The sequence below is a fragment of the Cohnella cholangitidis genome, from assembly GCF_014107495.1.
GTDB lineage: Bacteria > Bacillota > Bacilli > Paenibacillales > Paenibacillaceae > Cohnella > Cohnella cholangitidis.
In genome coordinates, this window is record NZ_CP041969.1 from 1,361,492 (window position 1) to 1,378,114 (window position 16,623).

The following is a 16,623-nucleotide window of genomic DNA, read 5'->3' on the forward strand; positions in this document are numbered from 1 at the left end:
ATGGCGGAGATGCCTTGGCTTAATGAGATTCGGTTCGCGAATTTCGCTTGGGGCAATCCTTATTGCGCTTGTCGCAATCGGATTCGACCCGGCGGCACACGGTTCGGACAAGGCGGAACCGTCCGAGGCGGACAAAATCAAACAGCGGCTTAAGCTCTACGAGTCCATTAGCTTCAAAACCGGTTTGGAGTGGCAGTTGGTCGCGGCGATCGATCAATATGAACGTACGATTTCCCGGGCTCATCCGAAAACGAGACCTCTCCGGGAAGACGCGGTAACGGGAGTATTCGTCTCGGATACCAATTGGAGCGGGTACATGAATCCGGAGAAAGAGGACACTCACCCCGAGTCGATTCGTTTTTTTCACGGGGTCGGCAAAGACGGTTCGGGCGACGGAATCGCCGATCGCGGTAAAGACGAAGACCTGCTGTACTCCGTAGCCGCGCAAGTACTTGCGCATGGCAGCGCGGACGACGACGTCGGTATCGGGCTCTGGGAATATTACCACAATACCCGCGCCGTACAGAGGATTTTGCAGTTCGCCAAGCTGTACAGGCAATTCGATCGTTTGGATTTGTCCGAACATGCTTTTCCCCTGCCTCTAAAAAGCGTCTATTCCTTCAGAAGCACATGGGGGAACAGCCGCGGCTGGGGCGGAAAAAGAATACATGAGGGAACGGACATCTTCGCCAATCATGGAGTTCCGGTCCGAAGTACTTGTTACGGGGTTATCGAGATAAAAGGGTGGAATGCTTACGGAGGCTGGCGGATCGGGATAAGAGATTTAAACAATTTGTACCATTATTACGCCCATCTGTCCGGCTTCGAGAAAAATTTAAAGGCCGGAGACATTGTCCGGCCGGGTCAAACGATTGGATGGGTGGGCAGCTCCGGATACGGTCGCCCCGGGACGCAAGGGAAATTTCCGCCCCATCTGCACTATGGCATCTATCGGGACAGAGGACTTGTGGAATGGGCGTTCGACCCTTATCCTCTATTGCACAAATGGGAACGCGAAGAACGCAGAGCGATTCGCGTTCTCAAATAGCTTCGGCGGTCGATCGCCGTTAGCGGTTCATCCATCCGCCATCTACGCATAAGACGTGTCCGTTCATGTAGTCGGATGCCGCCGAAGCGAGGAAAACCGCCGGACCGATCAAATCCTCATCGGTTCCCCATCGACCGGCTGGAATTCGATCGAGAATTTGGCGGCTCCGGTTAGGATCGTTGCGAAGCGCCTCCGTATTGTCGGTTGCCATGTAGCCCGGAGCGATCGCGTTTACCTGAACGCCTTTGGATGCCCATTCGTTCGCTAACGCTTTCGTCAATCCCGCTACCGCATGCTTGCTCGCCGTATAGCCCGAAACGTTAATGCCTCCTTGAAAAGAAAGCATGGACGCGATGTTGATGATTTTGCCGCGACCTTGCTCGATCATCAGTTCGCCAGCCAGCTGGCAAAGAACGAATACCGAGTTCAAGTTGACGTCCAGCACTTCCTGCCAATCGGAATAAGCGTGCTCAACGGCAGGAGTACGACGGATTATGCCGGCATTGTTGACGAGTATATCGAGACCTCCGAACGTTTCGATCGCCGCGTCCAGAATGGCGGGAAGCTTGCTGCGGTCGGCCACGTCGACTTGTACGATGCGGGCTTTGCTGCCGTATGCTTCGACTTTGGCTTTCGTCTCTTCCGCCGAGGTGCGATTCGTGACGAGCACGAGATTCGCGCCGGCCTCGGCAAGCCCGACAGCGATCGCTTGTCCTAATCCGCGTCCCGCTCCGGTAACGATGGCGGTTTTGCCAGAGAGATCAAACAAATTCCGTTGTTGCTCTTTCAATTTTCACCGAACCTCCTTCGTAACGACGGAGCGTCTCGTCATCTAGCCCGTCATCCGTAATAAGAACATGCAAATCTTGCAAGGCAGCGAAAGTCTGGAGCGCCGCGCGGTCGAATTTGGTATGGTCGGCCACGCCGTAAATTTCCTTCGCTCCGGACAAGTACGCTTTCTTAAGATCGAGCAGCTCGCCCGTAAACACGGACAAGCCGAATTTGTCATGAACGCCCGTCGCCGACAGGAACAGTTTCTGAACGTTAAGCCGGGTGAGCCATTCCAGGGCGTCGTTACCGATCAACACGTTCCGATGGCGATATCCCCCCGGCACGACCAGACGAATCTGCTCCTTCGCCATCAGCTCGCGAATAATGAGCAGATCGTTCGTTAGTACCGTAAGCGGGATATTGGGAAGCCGTTTGGCGATTTCTAAGGTCGTGCTCCCCGCGTCAAGGGCAATAACGTCGTCTTGCCGGATGTATTTAAGAGCGTGTACGGCGATCGCTTCTTTTTCCTTGGATCGTTTCGTGTTCGGAATCTGCAGAGGAAGCATCGGTTCGGCTTGATCGGACCGGCTAACCGCTCCTCCGTGAATTCTTCTCAGCAGTCCTTTTTCCTCAAGCTTCTCCAAATCTTCGCGAATCGTCTTGGGCGTAACGGACAGAAGCTCGCTTAGTTCGGACACCTGCACGGTTCCTTGCGTTTGCAGAAGATCTAATATCGATTGATGGCGCGTTATGGCAAGCATGATAAGGGGTTCCTCCCGAAGTCAGTTGCTTTTACTTTAACGCATCCATCGGGACGACATCCATATCTTTAAACGTATAATTTTCTCCGGCCATCGCCCAGATGAACGCATAGCTGCTCGTGCCGGCTCCGGAATGAATCGACCAAGCCGGAGAAATGATCGCTTGTTCGTTAGCGACGACCAAATGGCGCGTCTCGTTCGGTTCGCCCATGAAATGGAACACTCTCGCGTCCGCGTTCATGTCGAAATACAAGTACGCTTCCATGCGGCGATCGTGAATGTGCGCCGGCATCGTATTCCATACGCTGCCCGGTTTAAACAAAGTAACTCCAAGCATGAGCTGGCAGCTCTGAACGCCGTTCTCGTGGATGATCTGATGGATCGTGCGCTCGTTGGACGATTCAAGGGAACCGAGGTTCAACGTGTTCGCCTCTTGCACGGATACTTTGCGAGTCGAATAAGTCGCATGGGCAAGCGCGGACGTGAAATAAATTTTGGCCGGCTCCGACGAGTTGCCGCTGGACAGCTTCAAATCGCGCGCCCCTTTGCCTACGTACAACGTATCGAGCTTGCCTAACGTGTACCGTTCTCCGTCCACTTCGATGACGGCTTCTCCGCCGATATTAATAAAGCCGACTTCTCTGCGCTCCAGAAAATATTCCGTTTTGAGCACGTCCGCCGCTTCGATCGTTAACGTTTCCTTCACCGGCAATGCGCCGCCGATGATCAAACGGTCGTCATGCGCGTACACCATTTTCACTTGATCGGCTTGAAATAGGCTTTCGATTAAATATTGCTGGCGGAGCCTCGCCGTGTCGTAATGCTTGGCATCTGCCGGATTCGTCGAATGTCTGATTTCCATTGGAACATCCCCCTAGTTCGTTTTCGTTCGAATTTATTATAACACACCTTTTCGAACATTTGTGAACAAAAAAACAAAATCCATTCGCCAGCCAAGGCACTTTTTTGGCCTTCATTTGCCGGGCCTTCGTTCGGTCATTTCGCAAACTTGAACACAGAATTCGCGGTCAGGGATTTCAAAGACGGTTGGCGTTTCTTAGACTTTGCGTTTATTACGGAAGGCTATAAAATCTGCATCGAGATCGACAGCTACGGAACGCATTGGAGGGATTTGGACCGTTATCAATTCGCCGATCATTTAATTCTGCAAAATCATCTCGTGGTCGACGGTTGGATCGTAATGAGATTTTCTTACGACGATAAGATAAACCGCGTCGCTGCCAGCAAATCCTCCAACAATTATTCGGCAGATTAAGCGGCATGAATCCGATTGGGCTTACGCCTTCCGAGAGCCATATATGAACTGGCCTGCGCGAACGATTCGCCAATTACGCCTTCGTTAACGGCTTCAAAGCTTGGCATACATAGAAAAACGGCCGCAAGGCACCTGCACGCTCTTAAAGAAAAAGGATTATTATCTTCTCTCGCCAAGGAAAGGAAAGCAACCGAATCGTTCGGTATCAAGTGACGTCATCGGATTTCCGCGCCATTAACTTAAAGGAACGATAATGGGCCCTATTTGGGAGCGGTCGGTTCGGTATTGCAGAAGACAAACAAGACCGCCGTATAGTCGGCAGTCTTGTTCGATCTTCGCAAACCGGCAGAAGCATTGATATGTGCGCCGGTAAAACCTCATCGAATGGAATTCCCCTTCAGTGGTCAGCTTGAGAGGCCGGCTTCTCGGGCGCATTATTCGGCGTAGGAAGAGCTATCGACGGAGCTTGCGCCGCGCCGTTGCCGACGGGGTTTCCGTTATAGTCGTAATAATACGTCGGGACGTCCCCGACCACTAACGCGTAAGAAAGAGGGATTTTCGTTTCCAGCGTTTCCGGTTCCTTATCGAACGGGATTACGACGGAAATTTCCGTACGGATTCGCACGAATACTTCCACGAGCAGCATATTGATGCCCGCTTCGCTGGATTCCGTCTCGACGTCTACCTTAACGACGCTGGCGGGATGAAATTTTACGGCCACGCTTGGCCCGATCGAGGAGATGAACGGACTATTCAAAGCGTGCCCGACCGGAATATGCTCCGGAACCTCCTCGCTCTCCTTAAGCACGCGGTTAACGACGTCGATCGTCTTGGCCGTAATCGCCATCTGCTGCTTGTAGTCGATCTCGAATCCGGTAATTTTTCCTCCCTCGCCGGACTTCCAGCGGATCAGCTTATCCGAATCGGCCGTTTGCGCGATTTCTTCCTTAATCGCCGCGTTAATCGCTTCCGTCGCCAATTGGTGAACTCGGATTTTGGCCAGGAACATGAGCGGCTGCCGCAGCTCCCGATCCAGGAAGATCGTCCCTTGGATAATCAGGAACGCGATCGCCAAAGCCATGATCAGCCAAAAATGTTTGCGCCTCATCTTGCGTCTAGGCCGTCTGGGCGTCCACCGCTTCGCCGGCGTATAACCGGAACCGGAGCTCGGGCCGCTTCCCGGAACGGTGAATCGCCTGCGCGTCCCCCACTTGCGCGGAGTCTGTCGCGATGGCGAACCGTTGCGAAAGAAAACGCCCCCCCTCCCCCATTTGCGGGGAAGCAGCTTCGGAAGCGAACCGTTTCGCAAAAACGACAAATCGAGTCCCCTGCCCCATTTCCTGCGCATCGCTTATCCCTCCCAGCTCTAAGCCCCCGGCGGGGTCGTCCTCGGGATTCCATGGTTCAAGCTTATGCGCGGCCAGGAAGAAAAAGATCAACCACTTCCCAATAATCGCAAACTACCAAATTAGAAAATGCTGTCCTCTTAATCTAAGCACTGCTTCGATAAAGAAATAATCGCCGTAAATGATAGGTACCGCAAAATCTCCGTTTCTTCCATGATAAGAGCCCGTTCCGTTCGCTACGATCGAATCTTCATCGATATTCCAATTATTGAATCGACGATCCGTCGCCCGCAAAATGTTGATCGCCGCGTTCAAGTAAAGAGGCTTTTCCAATTCCCCCACTGCATCGGCGATTTCCAACAAGCCGCAAGCGGCGCAAACGCCGGCCGTCGTATCCCAGAGGACAGGTTCCGCAGGCGCGCGGAAATCGACCAACGGCACGAAATCGGTCATCGCCACGTTAGCAATGAAATAATGGGCGATCTGTTTCGCCGCGGCCAAGTACCGATCTTCTTTCGTATGCGCATAACTTAGCGCATATCCGTACAATGCCCAAGACTGGCCTCGCGACCATGATGAACCCGATTCGTAGCCTTGTCCGCCAGGAGCTTCCACGAAATCGCCGTTTTCCGGATTCATAATCACGATGTGATTGCAAGAACCGTCCGGGCGTACGGTTTGAACCAAAGTCGTGTCCGCATGGTCCTTCGCGATATAAGCGAATCTCGGATCCCGGGTCTGCTCGCTGGCCCAATAGAGCAGCGGGATGTTCATCATGCAATCCACGATCGTCCAGCCGGTGCAATCGTCATTCCATGCGCGAATAAACTTGCCTCTCGGATTATATCTTCCGGCCAGCAGATTCGCGGCATGCATGCCGCGCGTTCTAGATTTCTCGTTGCCAGTCAGCCTGTAATTGGCAACCGCGCTATGAAGCCACATGAAACCCACGTCGTGATGCAGCCCCTCATACCCGTCGAAAGCCTCATCCAGACGCAATTCTACGCCTTCGGCGGCTGTTTTATATTTCTCTTCCCGGGTCGCATGATACATCTGCCAGAGCATGCCCGGCCAGAACCCGTTCGTCCACCAGTAAATATCGGTTTCGCCCTTGTCTTCCCGATACTTTCCGTCTACCGGAATGTAAGGAATCCGGTCTCCTACCCGATCGACTTCGGCGGACATCTTCGCTTGCAGCTTGTTCCAAACCTCGTCCAACCACGCTTTGTTTTCATCGTTTAACGAATATGTCATTTTCATATCCCCTTATCCCTTAATCGCTCCGGCGGCGACGCCTTTCACGAAATACTTTTGCAGCAGCAGGAACACGATTAGAATCGGCACGACCGACATCGCGGTTCCGGCGAAAATCATATCCCAACGAGAGGAGAACTCGCCGATATAATAGAAAATTTCGACGACCATCGTCTTCGGTTTGCCTGACGGAAGTACAAGCATCGGCATCAGAAAGTCGTTCCAGATGCCGAGTCCTTGCAGAACGACCATGGAAGCCGTACACGGTCCAAGCAGCGGAAACACGATTCGCCAGAAAATTCCGACTTTCGTGCAACCGTCGATTTCCGCCGATTCTTCGATCTCGCGGGGGATTCCTTTCAGGAAACTGGTGTACAGCAGCACTCCGAAACCGACCGAACCCGCAATGTAAATCAATATCGGACCCGATAAGCTGCCGTACATCCCGAACATCTTCAGTTCCTTGAATAACGGAATCATGTAAGCTTGGAACGGAATCATCATCCCTGCCAGGTAATACACGAAAATCATATAGGTCCACTTCTTATTCGTTCTTTCGATGGCGTATGCCGCCATGGGAATGAGCAGAATCATGAAGAGGATCGATCCGGCCGTTAGAATAAAGCTATTGCCGATGGCCGCGGGAAAGTCCGTCTTGAACAACAGATGCTTGAACGATTCCACGTACAGCCCTTTAGGGAAAGCAATCGCGTCTCTCAAAATCTCTCCGTTGCTTTTGAAGGCGGACATCAGATTGAAGAAAATAGGAAAAAAGAAAATCACGGCGAGCAACAGCGTAACAGCGAATATAAGGACGTCATTCCATTTTTTCCGCTTCTGCATTATAGCTGCACCTCTCTTCTGCGAAGCACTTTAATCTGGATGATCGAAACGATCAGAATCAGCAAGAAGAGAACGAGAGCCATCGCCGTGCCGAACCCTTGCCTTAATTCCCCGAAACCGACTTTGTAGACGATATAGGTCAACGTTTCCGTAGCGAAGCCTGGACCGCCATCGGTCATGACGGCTATTTGGTCGAATATTTTAAGCGATCCAATCATGGAAAGCATCATGCACACGGTTACCGCGCCCGCCAGCAACGGGAAGGTGATATGACGGAATTGTTGCCATTTATTCGCGCCGTCAATGCTTGCCGCTTCGTTTAATTCGGGAGGAACGCCCTGCAAAGCAGCCAAATAAATGATCATGTAATATCCCGCGGACTTCCATACGGTGGACAGGATAATGGACACGAGAGCGTAATCCGGATTGCCGAGCCAGTCTGTCTTCAGAGAATCCAGGCCTACTAACTCCAATAACCGATTCAGAACGCCGAAGTTATAATTCAAAATGATCGTCCATACGAACCCCATGACAAGCCCGCTTAACAATACCGGGAAATAGAAAATGCTGCGGAATAAATTTTTGAACCAGCGTACTTGATCGACGAGCATGGCCAAAGCCAATGCCAGGATGTTTTCCAATATCACCAATGCGATCGTAAGAAGGATCGTATTTTTCAATGCGTTGTGAACCCGTTCGCTGTTCCAAATTTCCTCGAAATTCGCCATTCCGATATATCGGACTTCGGAGCTGACGCCATCCCACGAGGTAAAGCTTAAATAAAGGCTGCTGATCGTCGGAGCGATTACGAAAAAAGTATAAATAAGCAACGAGGGCAGAATGAATAAAACCGAGTAGGATACCCACTTTTTCTTTTTCTTCTTGGGCGCTAATGCCGTTGTCATGCTCTCACTCCCTCGATAGAGGCTGTATAAAAGGACAACCTCCGCCATTCGGCGGAGGTCGCTCCTTTTGTTCCGCGGTGCCGGCGTGATGCCTTATGGATTACTGTTGGTTTGCCTTGACTTCAACGTCGTATTCTTCGTCCGCTTTTTTCATGAACTCGGCCACGTCGCCGTTTTTAACTACCAAATCTTGCATTAGCTTATAGTACCAATTGCGGAATTGCGGAGGAATTTGGTTCTCGCCCCACCAGTTATTGATGGCAAGGGATTTGGTGATGCCTGGATCGGCCATGATGTCGAGCACCGTTTGCATTTGTTCCGTAGCCTTGTAGCTGACCGGCTCCTTGGTCGAAGGAATGCCGTTGGACACCTCAAGAAATTTGGAATATTGCTCTGGAGCAAAGAAGAAACGAATGAACGCGTTAAAGGCTTCTACCTTATCCGCATCTTTGGCTGCATCAGTGGACAGCGACCATCCGGCAGGGGACGGCAAACCGATGACGCTTACTTTACCTTGACGATCCGGCAATGCATAGTAGCCGAATTCGAAGCTAGGATCCGCTTCTTTGATTTGCGTGAACATCCAAGGTCCGGAGAAGAGCTGCGCCGCTTTGCCGGAAACCAGAATGGATGCGGTTTGGTTGTCCGCCGTGCTGAGCCAGCCCTTGTCCACGTATTTCGTGAACAGCTCTTTGTAATCCGTCATCGCGGCAACGACGTTGGCATCCGTGAAGCTGACGGTTTTCGCCGTGCGTTTGGAGTTCCAATCCGGATCGGCCGCATACACTTGATCGATTAGGAACTTATTAAGCCAGAAACCCATATGGAAAATATCTTTGCCGCCAACGACGATCGGGGTAACGCCGGAGGCTTTCAATTTTTCCTGAATCGCCAGGAACTCGTCGTACGTTTTAGGAAGTTCCGCGACTCCGGCATCCGCATAAGCTTTCTTGCTGTATATGATCCCTTGAGGAGCGTTAAGCGTAATCGGAGCGTTGTATTTTTTGCCGTCGACTTCCGGAAGAGTGCTGAAGAGCTCCGTCAAACCCGCCGGAAGTTCGGCGATTTTACCCGCATCGGCGAAAACTTTCGTATCTCTCATCTCGACGATATCCGGGAACTCGCCTACCGCGTCTTTCGTTTTCAACCAATCAAGATAAGAAGATGACGTCCCCTCGCTCGTGTCGACGATTTTAATGTTCGGGTTCGCCGCGGTGAATGCCGCGATCGTATCGCTGATCGCTTTCTTGCCCGCAGGATCTCCCGTGGCATATCCGATCGTCAGCTTGACTTCTTTGTTCGCATCGGAAGGGGAAGCGCTTTCGGTTCCCGCCGGTTGAGAACCCGATGCGGAAGGAGATGCGTTGTTATTGTTTCCGCCGCAAGCGGACAAAACGAGAGATAGTACGAGCATTATAGAAAGCAGTTGAAACACCGATTTCTTAGCCATGTAAGATGAACCTCCCTTTGTATGTTCGAGCCTATCGGAATTGCCGAATGACGTGCGCATCATCATCGGTTTCGCATTTCCTTGGTTCTAACTTTATCATCGATGCCAATTCCGATGAATGAAGTTTTTTAAGCCCCGTATGATAGTAATTTAAGGTGTGTCGATCCGGGCCCGAGAATACGGCACCGGAACGCAAAAGACCGGTTTCCCGGTCTTTTGGCTATTTTCTAAGAGCCTGTTTGTACTCCATCGGCAACTTGCCGTAATGCTTCTTGAACATGTCGCTGAAGTGCCTCGCGTTGTTGTAGCCTACTTTTTCCGCGATTTCATACACCATCAGATCGGTTTGGTTAAGCAAGGATACGGCTTGCTTCATCCGAATCTCCGTCACGTATTGCTTGAAATTTTGCCGGGTGTGCTTCTTGAAGAAGCTGCTGAAGTAGTAAGGATTCATAAAGGCGATAGCCGATACCGATTCCAAAGAAATTTCTTCGCTGTAATGCTCCTCGATATACTGCTTGATCTTGGTCAGAACCAGCTTCTCCTTGTTGCCGCCCTTATCGTCGATCCGTTGATAAAGCTCCTCGACGATATGGTATACCCCTCTCTCCATTTCGTCGAAAGTTTCATATTCTTCCAGCAAGCGCTGCAAGCCGTGAAGGTCAAAGCCCCAGTCAGGCAATTGCACGCCTGATTTCTTGATTTCCTGGACGATAAACAGAATCGAGGAAAAGCAAGTCGATACCGCTAAAGAGGCATTGCCGATCGTCGCCGATCGAATGGCCCGCAGCAGCGGAGCAAGTCCCGACTTCACTTCATCCCACGCCTGGTTCGTCAATCCGCGAATGATCTCCAGCTGCAGGGCGTAAAGCTCGCTTTCGATCGAAGCTTTCGGAGTATGCGATTCGGAGACGATCACCCGGTTTAATCCGATGAAGTACTTCGATTGCAGTGCCCGTTCGGCTTGCGCGAATGCTTGGGCTAGTTCCGCTCCGGTCGCGACCGGTTTGCTCAGTCCAACGGATACGTTAAGCTTAAGGAACGAACCGATCTTCTGTTTCGCTTCATGAGCGATCTGCATGGGTTCGTCGGGCGTCCCATGTTCGAAGAGGACAACGTGCAAATGATTTTTCATGAATACCCGTCCCCTGCCCGTGCCCGCAACGATTTCGTTCAGAATATTCTCGACGGCAAAGGCAATCAACTTTTGCTGTTGCCCGGACCATCTGTCCGATTCCGCCACAATACGGTCCAGCTCAACGAGGCCGATCGTAAATAACGGACCTTGAAGCTGGGCAATCAATTGCCTATACGCATCGGTGCTTGTCGGCAAAGATCCGTCTATTAGCCTAATGAAACGATCCTTCGTTTCCTCGGTTTGCTTAGCTTTCTCGAAGCGTTGCAGATCGATTTTGCTTCTCGATTTCTCGCTCTCTTCCTTAATCAAGGAAGCCGCTTTACGCAAGACGTCCTCCAGCTGCTGCTTGACGACAGGCTTGACCAAATAATCGACGGCTCCGTAAGCGACCGCGTCCCTTGCATAAGAAAACTCCTGGTAAGCGCTAATGAAAATAACTTTGACCGCCAGATTCCGGCTATTGATTTCCTTGATAATATCGATGCCGGATAAGAAAGGCATGCTAATATCGCTAATGACGATATCGGGCGAATGCGAGCCGATGACCTCTAACAATTCTTGGCCGTCATACGCATGCGCAACGATTTCCATCCCCAGGGCTTCCCAATGAATGAGCTTGCGAAGCCCTTTGATAATAAGCGGCTCGTCATCCGCCAGAATGACCCGAATCGTCATGTTCTTCTTCTCCTTTCCGGATCGGGATCAGCAAGCGCACCGAGGTTCCGACATGCTCCCGACTGCTGACGTTCAGCCCGTAGGGCTCGCCGCACACTGCCCTGATCCGTTCATGCACGTTCTTCATCCCCACGTTCTTGGAAGGCGCCTTCGGGTCTTGAAGCATGGCATGGAGTCGTTCCAACGTATCCGAATCAATGCCGACACCGTCGTCGTACACCGTTATTCCCAACATATCCTCGACGGTCTCGATCGTCACCCACACGGTTCCTTTGCCGCCCTTCGGACGTATCCCGTGTTGAATGGCATTTTCGACGATGGGCTGCAAGCTCAGCTTCAGCATGGACCAGTCCAAATCGACGTGATCGGCCACATCGCAGCGCAGCTCGATCCGGCTCTCGAAACGGACTTTAATAATATAAAAATAATCTTTAAGGTGCTCCAGCTCCCGACGAATCGTGACCCATTCCTCGCCGTAGTCGATGACGTATTTCAGTTGGTTCGACAAAGAAAGAATCATGTCGGCAACTTCATTATCGTCGTTATGAACGGCATTCATCCGTATAACCTCTAAGGTGTTATAGAGATAATGCGGTCTGATCTGGCTCTTCAGAGCGTTCAGCTCGGCCTGCTTCTGCTTGATTTCGGCCACGTAAGCATCATTAATAAAGCTCTTTAATCGTTCCACCATCCGATTAAACCCGTGGGCCAATCGTCCGATCTCATCTTGAGTCTTAACGACGAGTCCCGATTCCAGATTGCCCGACTCGACTCTGATCATCTGTTTAATGACGCTCATGATCGGCGAGGACAATCGGCGCGAGAACCAAATCCCCATCACGACGAGCGCCAAAGCGCAAATTACGATGGCCATATATACGGTTGATCTTATCGAAGTCAATTGCTCGTATAGATCGCCTTTGGACACCCGAACGACAACCTGCCCTTTTAAGAAAGGAACCTCTTCGCTTAGGACGAGCGATTTACGGTCGGACGTTTCCGGCAAAAATACTTTATCCTTTTTGATCTCCTTGTTCGAGTAATAGACCGAATTGTCCGCATCGAGTACGAATAATTCGTCTTTATCGCCGAGTCGCAATTCCCGGAACAGATTCTCGAACACGGCAACGTCCACGTCGAAATACAAGGTGCCTACGATTTTCGGAGTTGCCGTAATAAGGCCTGAAGTATCGATCAAATTCCTTCCTACCGTCATCACGCGGATTTTGGAATTTTTATAATACGTCTCCTCGTGAACCGGGAAAACGGCTAATTGTTTGGGCTGTTCCTTCAGCGGGATCGTCCAATCCGCAAGCGGAAGCGCCTCGGGGAGGAACGACTTGTTATCCTTCGTTTGAGAGTACAGCTTGTTATCCATGCTTCTCACGAAATAAGCGTTGCGAATAAACGTATCGCTGTAAAGAACCGTCGTTAGAAAATCGTTGATCGACATTTCATTGATCCGTTCTTCCACGTTCACGCTAATGGTTCGGTTGGAGGAAGCGCCTTGGGTTTCCAGATTGGTGCTTCCGTAGTACATCAACTTGGAAACTTTGTCGTAATCCGAAAATAGATTGTCGAGGTTGTACCCCATGAAGAGGACCATCTGCTCCAAATTGTTATTCGTATTTCGCTCTACGTGATCCGTGAAAGTCCGAAGCGAGAAGAGACTTAGCGCAAACAAGGGGATCAGCCCCACAACGATGAACGCGGCGGAAAATTTCGCGAAGACGCTTCTCCAGACACGTTGCCAGCCGCTCATTCGCATGACCTCCAATTCGATGCTCTTTGAACGAAAGAAGAAGCCTTCTTGCTCGTGGAGGCTTCTTCTTAACTATAGGGGATCAAATCTTTCATATTGGATGACTCCCTAACGCCTGTTTAAGCCAATCGAAAGAATATCTCCCGCTTACTTCATGCTTCCCGGGAAATAAGTCCGATCCGATAAGGCGCTCGGCATTCTCTAGTCCGTAGATTCGCTTCACCTCTTGAACCGCCTTATGGAATCCGTGAGCCGGAAAAATCGGATCTGCATCGCCCGATTCCAAGAACAACGGACGTGGAGAGATCAAGCCCATCAGCTCGGGAAGCTCCGCCTGCGTCAGGATCCCCGGCGTATAGTTGCACAGGCAATGATGGACGGCCATAATGCTGTCTTGAAACGTGTTCGGAAAACCGATCAACAGTGCCGCTCGAATTCGTTCATCGAGAGCCGCGGCAACGTACGAGATCAGCGATCCGCCCGAGAATCCCGCAATGCCGATTCTATTCGAATCGACTTCCGGACGCCGCGCGAAATAGTCGAGCGCGCCGAGCATTTCGGCAACCCGCAGCCCTGTCAGCGTCTTCCCGAGCATCAGCAGATGCGTGGATAACGTATAGCAGGAGCTCCGCGCATTCGGATCTACCGCCAGATCGGACTTCAGCCTGCGCTCTCCGAAGCCGATCACATCCGGCGCAATGACGACGAAGCCCTTCTTGACGAGTTGGATGGCAAAATGGTTATAAATGTCCGGCTCCCCGGCGTCCGCCGTTCCGTCTTCCCGCATGCCGCAAATTTGCCTGCTGCCGTAGCCGTGTCCGTGAACGGCGATGACGCCGGGCAACTTGCCCGAAGAATTGGCCGGAATAAGCACATAGGCGCCGAATGATAATCCTGCGACCGCGGACAATTCCACCCGTTCCCTGATGTAGCCGTCGCATTCAACCCGTTCAAGAGTAATCGGACAATCGGCTTCCGTACGCTCGAAATCGCCAAGGGAATCCCTAAGCGATTGTTTAAGCCTGATCTTTTTCCGTTCCGCGGACTCCGCTTGAGCGCGTTGATCCCTAATTTTACGCGCTTGCTCTACCAATGTACCTACGAATGCATCCCCGTGCCACATACCGAAGCTCCCCCTGTTCGATGTAAGCGCTGAATCATGCACGATTTCATTCTAGTCTACCATGATAACCCCAACGACGCGTTATTCGATGCCACTATAGCGGAAAAAATCGAAATCGGCGGTCGCCCGCGCGCCGTCCAAGTCCTGCGCGCACATCCCGATCAGCGTTCCGGCGAATCCAAGCTTGCCTTCATAGTCGTCGGACAACTGTCCCATATCGAGCTCCGGCCCGACGTCCATCCAATCTTTGCCGTCGGGGGAACATTGGAAACGCAAGCTATCGTAATCGAAGATCGCTTTCAAATAGCATCGTTTCCAGCCTTCCGAGACGATTACCGGCCCATCCGGTTCGCCGTATTTGCCCGAATGGCTTATCACTACCCGTACATGTTTGCCGAGTCGTTCGTCATGGCCGATTCGAACGTAGAAGTGGTCCGATTCGTCGCTGAAGCAGACGAGCCCCGCCGTCTGGTTAAAGCTCTCGGGTTCGAATTCCACGCATGTTTCCGCTTCCGCGCGAAAATGCTGCAGCCTTCTGCCCACCATGCTTTGACGGTTCCACGAAAACAAGGATTCCTGACCCCGGAGCCTTAGGTAACCGGGCCGTTCCGCGAGGCTAAGCCAGTTCTCTTCTGCCGGAATTCGCAGCGTCTGATAGCGAATGTCTAGCCGTTCGTCGTTAAATTCATCCGTATCCGGGTTTTCCGGCCATGGATGGAGCAGCATTATCGGAGCCGGCACGTCGACATGCGGCAGAATTCCTCCCCCCGCAAGACGAAGCCAACCGTCATCCGTCCACTCTACCCTCTGAATAGCCGTTTCCCGGCCAAGAGGACTCAATCTGCGGCCAGGCAGAGGGCGAGCGCAAATATGCGCCATGTACCACTCTCCGTTCGGGGTTTCCACAAGCGAGCCATGGCCGGCTTTCTGCAGCGGATGCTCGGGGTTGTTTACCGTCGTTAGCATCGGATAATCCGGATCGATTTCGTAAGGCCCGCTAATCTCGAGCGAGCGCGCCATCGTGGCGGCATGGCTATACCCTGTTCCGCCTTCCGCGAGCAGCAGATAGTAGTACCCATTGCGCTTGAGTAGCTGCGGACCTTCCGTTACTCCGAGAGAGCTCCCGCCGCTAATGAGCTCGACGCGGCCGATCAGTTTCCCTTTTTCGGACGAATACTCCTGCAGCTCGATGCCGCCGAAGCTGCTCTTCCCTTCCCGATAATCCCAGCGCATGTTCAACACCCATTTTCGACCGTCGTCATCATGGAACAGAAACGGATCGAAACCTCTGCTATGCAGATAGATCGGTTCCGACCAAGGACCTTCGATATCCTTCGCGGTAACCATGTAATTATGCAGATCCTTGAAAGCTCCCCGACGGCCTTTCACGTCCGTGTACAGCAAATAAAATAGTCCATTATGATAAGATAGCGCGGGTGCCCAAATCCCTCCGGAGCTAGGGTTGCCTCTAAGATCGAGTTGCGAAACCCTGGTTAACGGATAGCCTAGTACCCTCCAATTCACTAAATCTCTGGAATGATGGATCTGAACGCCCGGAAACCACTCGAAAGTGGAAGTGGCGATATAGTAATCGTCGCCCACCCGGATCATGGAAGGATCGGGATTGAAGCCACGAAGAACCGGATTTCGAATCATGCAAAATACTCCTCTCGCGGTTGCAAATGAATAGGTTTCCCAAAGTCTATCACATGCCTCCTAGACTCCGCGTGCGCCTTTTTTTAGACCGGGGTGCGGTTTTTTAATCAAAAAAAAGACTGTCGATATCCTCGACAGCCTTAAAGATTAGCCGAACATCACCTTGGAAATGATCATGCCGTAACTCCCGGAGGGAGAATCGACCTCTACTCGGTCGCCTTGGCGCGCTAGAAGAAGCTTGCTCCCCAGCGGAGACATGAAGGAAATATGCCCAAGATCCGCGTCGATCCGCTGCGGCAATACGATTTTGTAGGTTTCCTCGAATCCTTCTATTTCATCTACGACGGTCACGTCCGAACCTATCCAAACCAGAGTATCCGTTTCCCCTTGCAACGAGCCTTCCAGAACCAACCGTATATGATCCATGTACCTGTCAAGGAGCTTCTGCAGCTCGTCTCTTTTTCCAGTGTCCGGGTACAACTTTCGCAATAACTCCGAGGTTTCTTGCTCGAAATAGTTCTCTTGCGCGATCAACTCTTCTTGAAATTTGGCGTTGTCACTATGGCTCATACAGAGATTCCCCCTCTTTTCCGGTGGATACATACTCCGTAATCA

At 51.7% G+C, this 16,623-nt stretch carries 15 protein-coding genes; 2 read left to right on the forward strand and 13 right to left on the reverse strand.

Going from position 1 to position 16,623, the window contains the following annotated elements; translation table 11 throughout:
• The first annotated feature begins 22 nt into the window (after positions 1–22).
• Positions 23–1,048, forward strand: coding sequence for a M23 family metallopeptidase (locus FPL14_RS06740; protein WP_182303882.1), 1,026 nt, complete (start codon positions 23–25; stop codon positions 1,046–1,048).
• A 19-nt stretch (positions 1,049–1,067) separates the two neighbouring features.
• Here FPL14_RS06740 and kduD read toward each other — a convergent pair whose 3' ends face one another.
• The 3 genes from kduD to kduI are packed head-to-tail and all read right to left on the reverse strand — an operon-like array spanning position 1,068 to position 3,442.
• Complete coding sequence (gene kduD / locus FPL14_RS06745; RefSeq protein ID WP_182302290.1) at positions 1,068–1,838, reverse strand: 2-dehydro-3-deoxy-D-gluconate 5-dehydrogenase KduD; 771 nt, start codon at positions 1,836–1,838, stop codon at positions 1,068–1,070.
• On the reverse strand, positions 1,810–2,580 hold the full coding sequence (locus FPL14_RS06750; RefSeq protein WP_182302291.1) for a DeoR/GlpR family DNA-binding transcription regulator: 771 nt from the start codon (positions 2,578–2,580) through the stop codon (positions 1,810–1,812). The genes kduD and FPL14_RS06750 overlap by 29 nt, the downstream gene beginning before the upstream one ends.
• Positions 2,581–2,611: 31 nt before the next feature.
• Positions 2,612–3,442: a 5-dehydro-4-deoxy-D-glucuronate isomerase gene (gene kduI / locus FPL14_RS06755; protein ID WP_182302292.1), complete on the reverse strand. Its 831-nt coding sequence runs from the start codon at positions 3,440–3,442 to the stop codon at positions 2,612–2,614.
• Between the two features lie 147 nt (positions 3,443–3,589).
• Between kduI and FPL14_RS06760 the strand changes: the two genes are divergently transcribed.
• On the forward strand, positions 3,590–3,856 hold the full coding sequence (locus FPL14_RS06760; RefSeq protein ID WP_182302293.1) for a hypothetical protein: 267 nt from the start codon (positions 3,590–3,592) through the stop codon (positions 3,854–3,856).
• A 397-nt stretch (positions 3,857–4,253) separates the two neighbouring features.
• On the opposite strand, the gene yunB is transcribed toward FPL14_RS06760, so the two are convergent.
• The 10 genes from yunB to FPL14_RS06810 all read right to left on the reverse strand — a co-directional run bounded on the left by yunB (position 4,254) and on the right by FPL14_RS06810 (position 16,578).
• On the reverse strand, positions 4,254–5,204 hold the full coding sequence (gene yunB, locus FPL14_RS06765) for a sporulation protein YunB (RefSeq protein WP_182302294.1): 951 nt from the start codon (positions 5,202–5,204) through the stop codon (positions 4,254–4,256).
• A 112-nt stretch (positions 5,205–5,316) separates the two neighbouring features.
• On the reverse strand, positions 5,317–6,456 hold the full coding sequence (locus FPL14_RS06770) for a glycoside hydrolase family 88 protein (RefSeq protein WP_182302295.1): 1,140 nt from the start codon (positions 6,454–6,456) through the stop codon (positions 5,317–5,319).
• A 12-nt stretch (positions 6,457–6,468) separates the two neighbouring features.
• Positions 6,469–7,299 (reverse strand): carbohydrate ABC transporter permease, encoded by an 831-nt coding sequence (locus tag FPL14_RS06775; protein ID WP_182302296.1) that lies wholly within the window; start codon positions 7,297–7,299, stop codon positions 6,469–6,471.
• Positions 7,299–8,204: a carbohydrate ABC transporter permease gene (locus tag FPL14_RS06780; protein ID WP_182302297.1), complete on the reverse strand. Its 906-nt coding sequence runs from the start codon at positions 8,202–8,204 to the stop codon at positions 7,299–7,301. The genes FPL14_RS06775 and FPL14_RS06780 overlap by 1 nt, the downstream gene beginning before the upstream one ends.
• A gap of 100 nt (positions 8,205–8,304) precedes the next feature.
• Positions 8,305–9,654 (reverse strand): ABC transporter substrate-binding protein, encoded by a 1,350-nt coding sequence (locus tag FPL14_RS06785; protein ID WP_182302298.1) that lies wholly within the window; start codon positions 9,652–9,654, stop codon positions 8,305–8,307.
• A 220-nt stretch (positions 9,655–9,874) separates the two neighbouring features.
• The gene (locus tag FPL14_RS06790; protein ID WP_182302299.1) at positions 9,875–11,467 is read right to left on the reverse strand and encodes a response regulator; all 1,593 of its coding nucleotides are present in this window, start codon (positions 11,465–11,467) and stop codon (positions 9,875–9,877) included.
• Positions 11,439–13,229: a cache domain-containing sensor histidine kinase gene (locus tag FPL14_RS06795; protein ID WP_182302300.1), complete on the reverse strand. Its 1,791-nt coding sequence runs from the start codon at positions 13,227–13,229 to the stop codon at positions 11,439–11,441. Before FPL14_RS06795 ends, FPL14_RS06790 begins: the two co-directional genes overlap by 29 nt.
• Before the next feature lie 91 nt (positions 13,230–13,320).
• Positions 13,321–14,394: a dienelactone hydrolase family protein gene (locus FPL14_RS06800; protein WP_407644647.1), complete on the reverse strand. Its 1,074-nt coding sequence runs from the start codon at positions 14,392–14,394 to the stop codon at positions 13,321–13,323.
• A 39-nt stretch (positions 14,395–14,433) separates the two neighbouring features.
• Positions 14,434–16,008: a glycoside hydrolase family 43 protein gene (locus tag FPL14_RS06805; protein WP_182302302.1), complete on the reverse strand. Its 1,575-nt coding sequence runs from the start codon at positions 16,006–16,008 to the stop codon at positions 14,434–14,436.
• Positions 16,009–16,155: 147 nt separating this feature from the next.
• Positions 16,156–16,578 (reverse strand): GreA/GreB family elongation factor, encoded by a 423-nt coding sequence (locus FPL14_RS06810; protein ID WP_182302303.1) that lies wholly within the window; start codon positions 16,576–16,578, stop codon positions 16,156–16,158.
• Between the last annotated feature and the right edge of the window lie 45 nt (positions 16,579–16,623).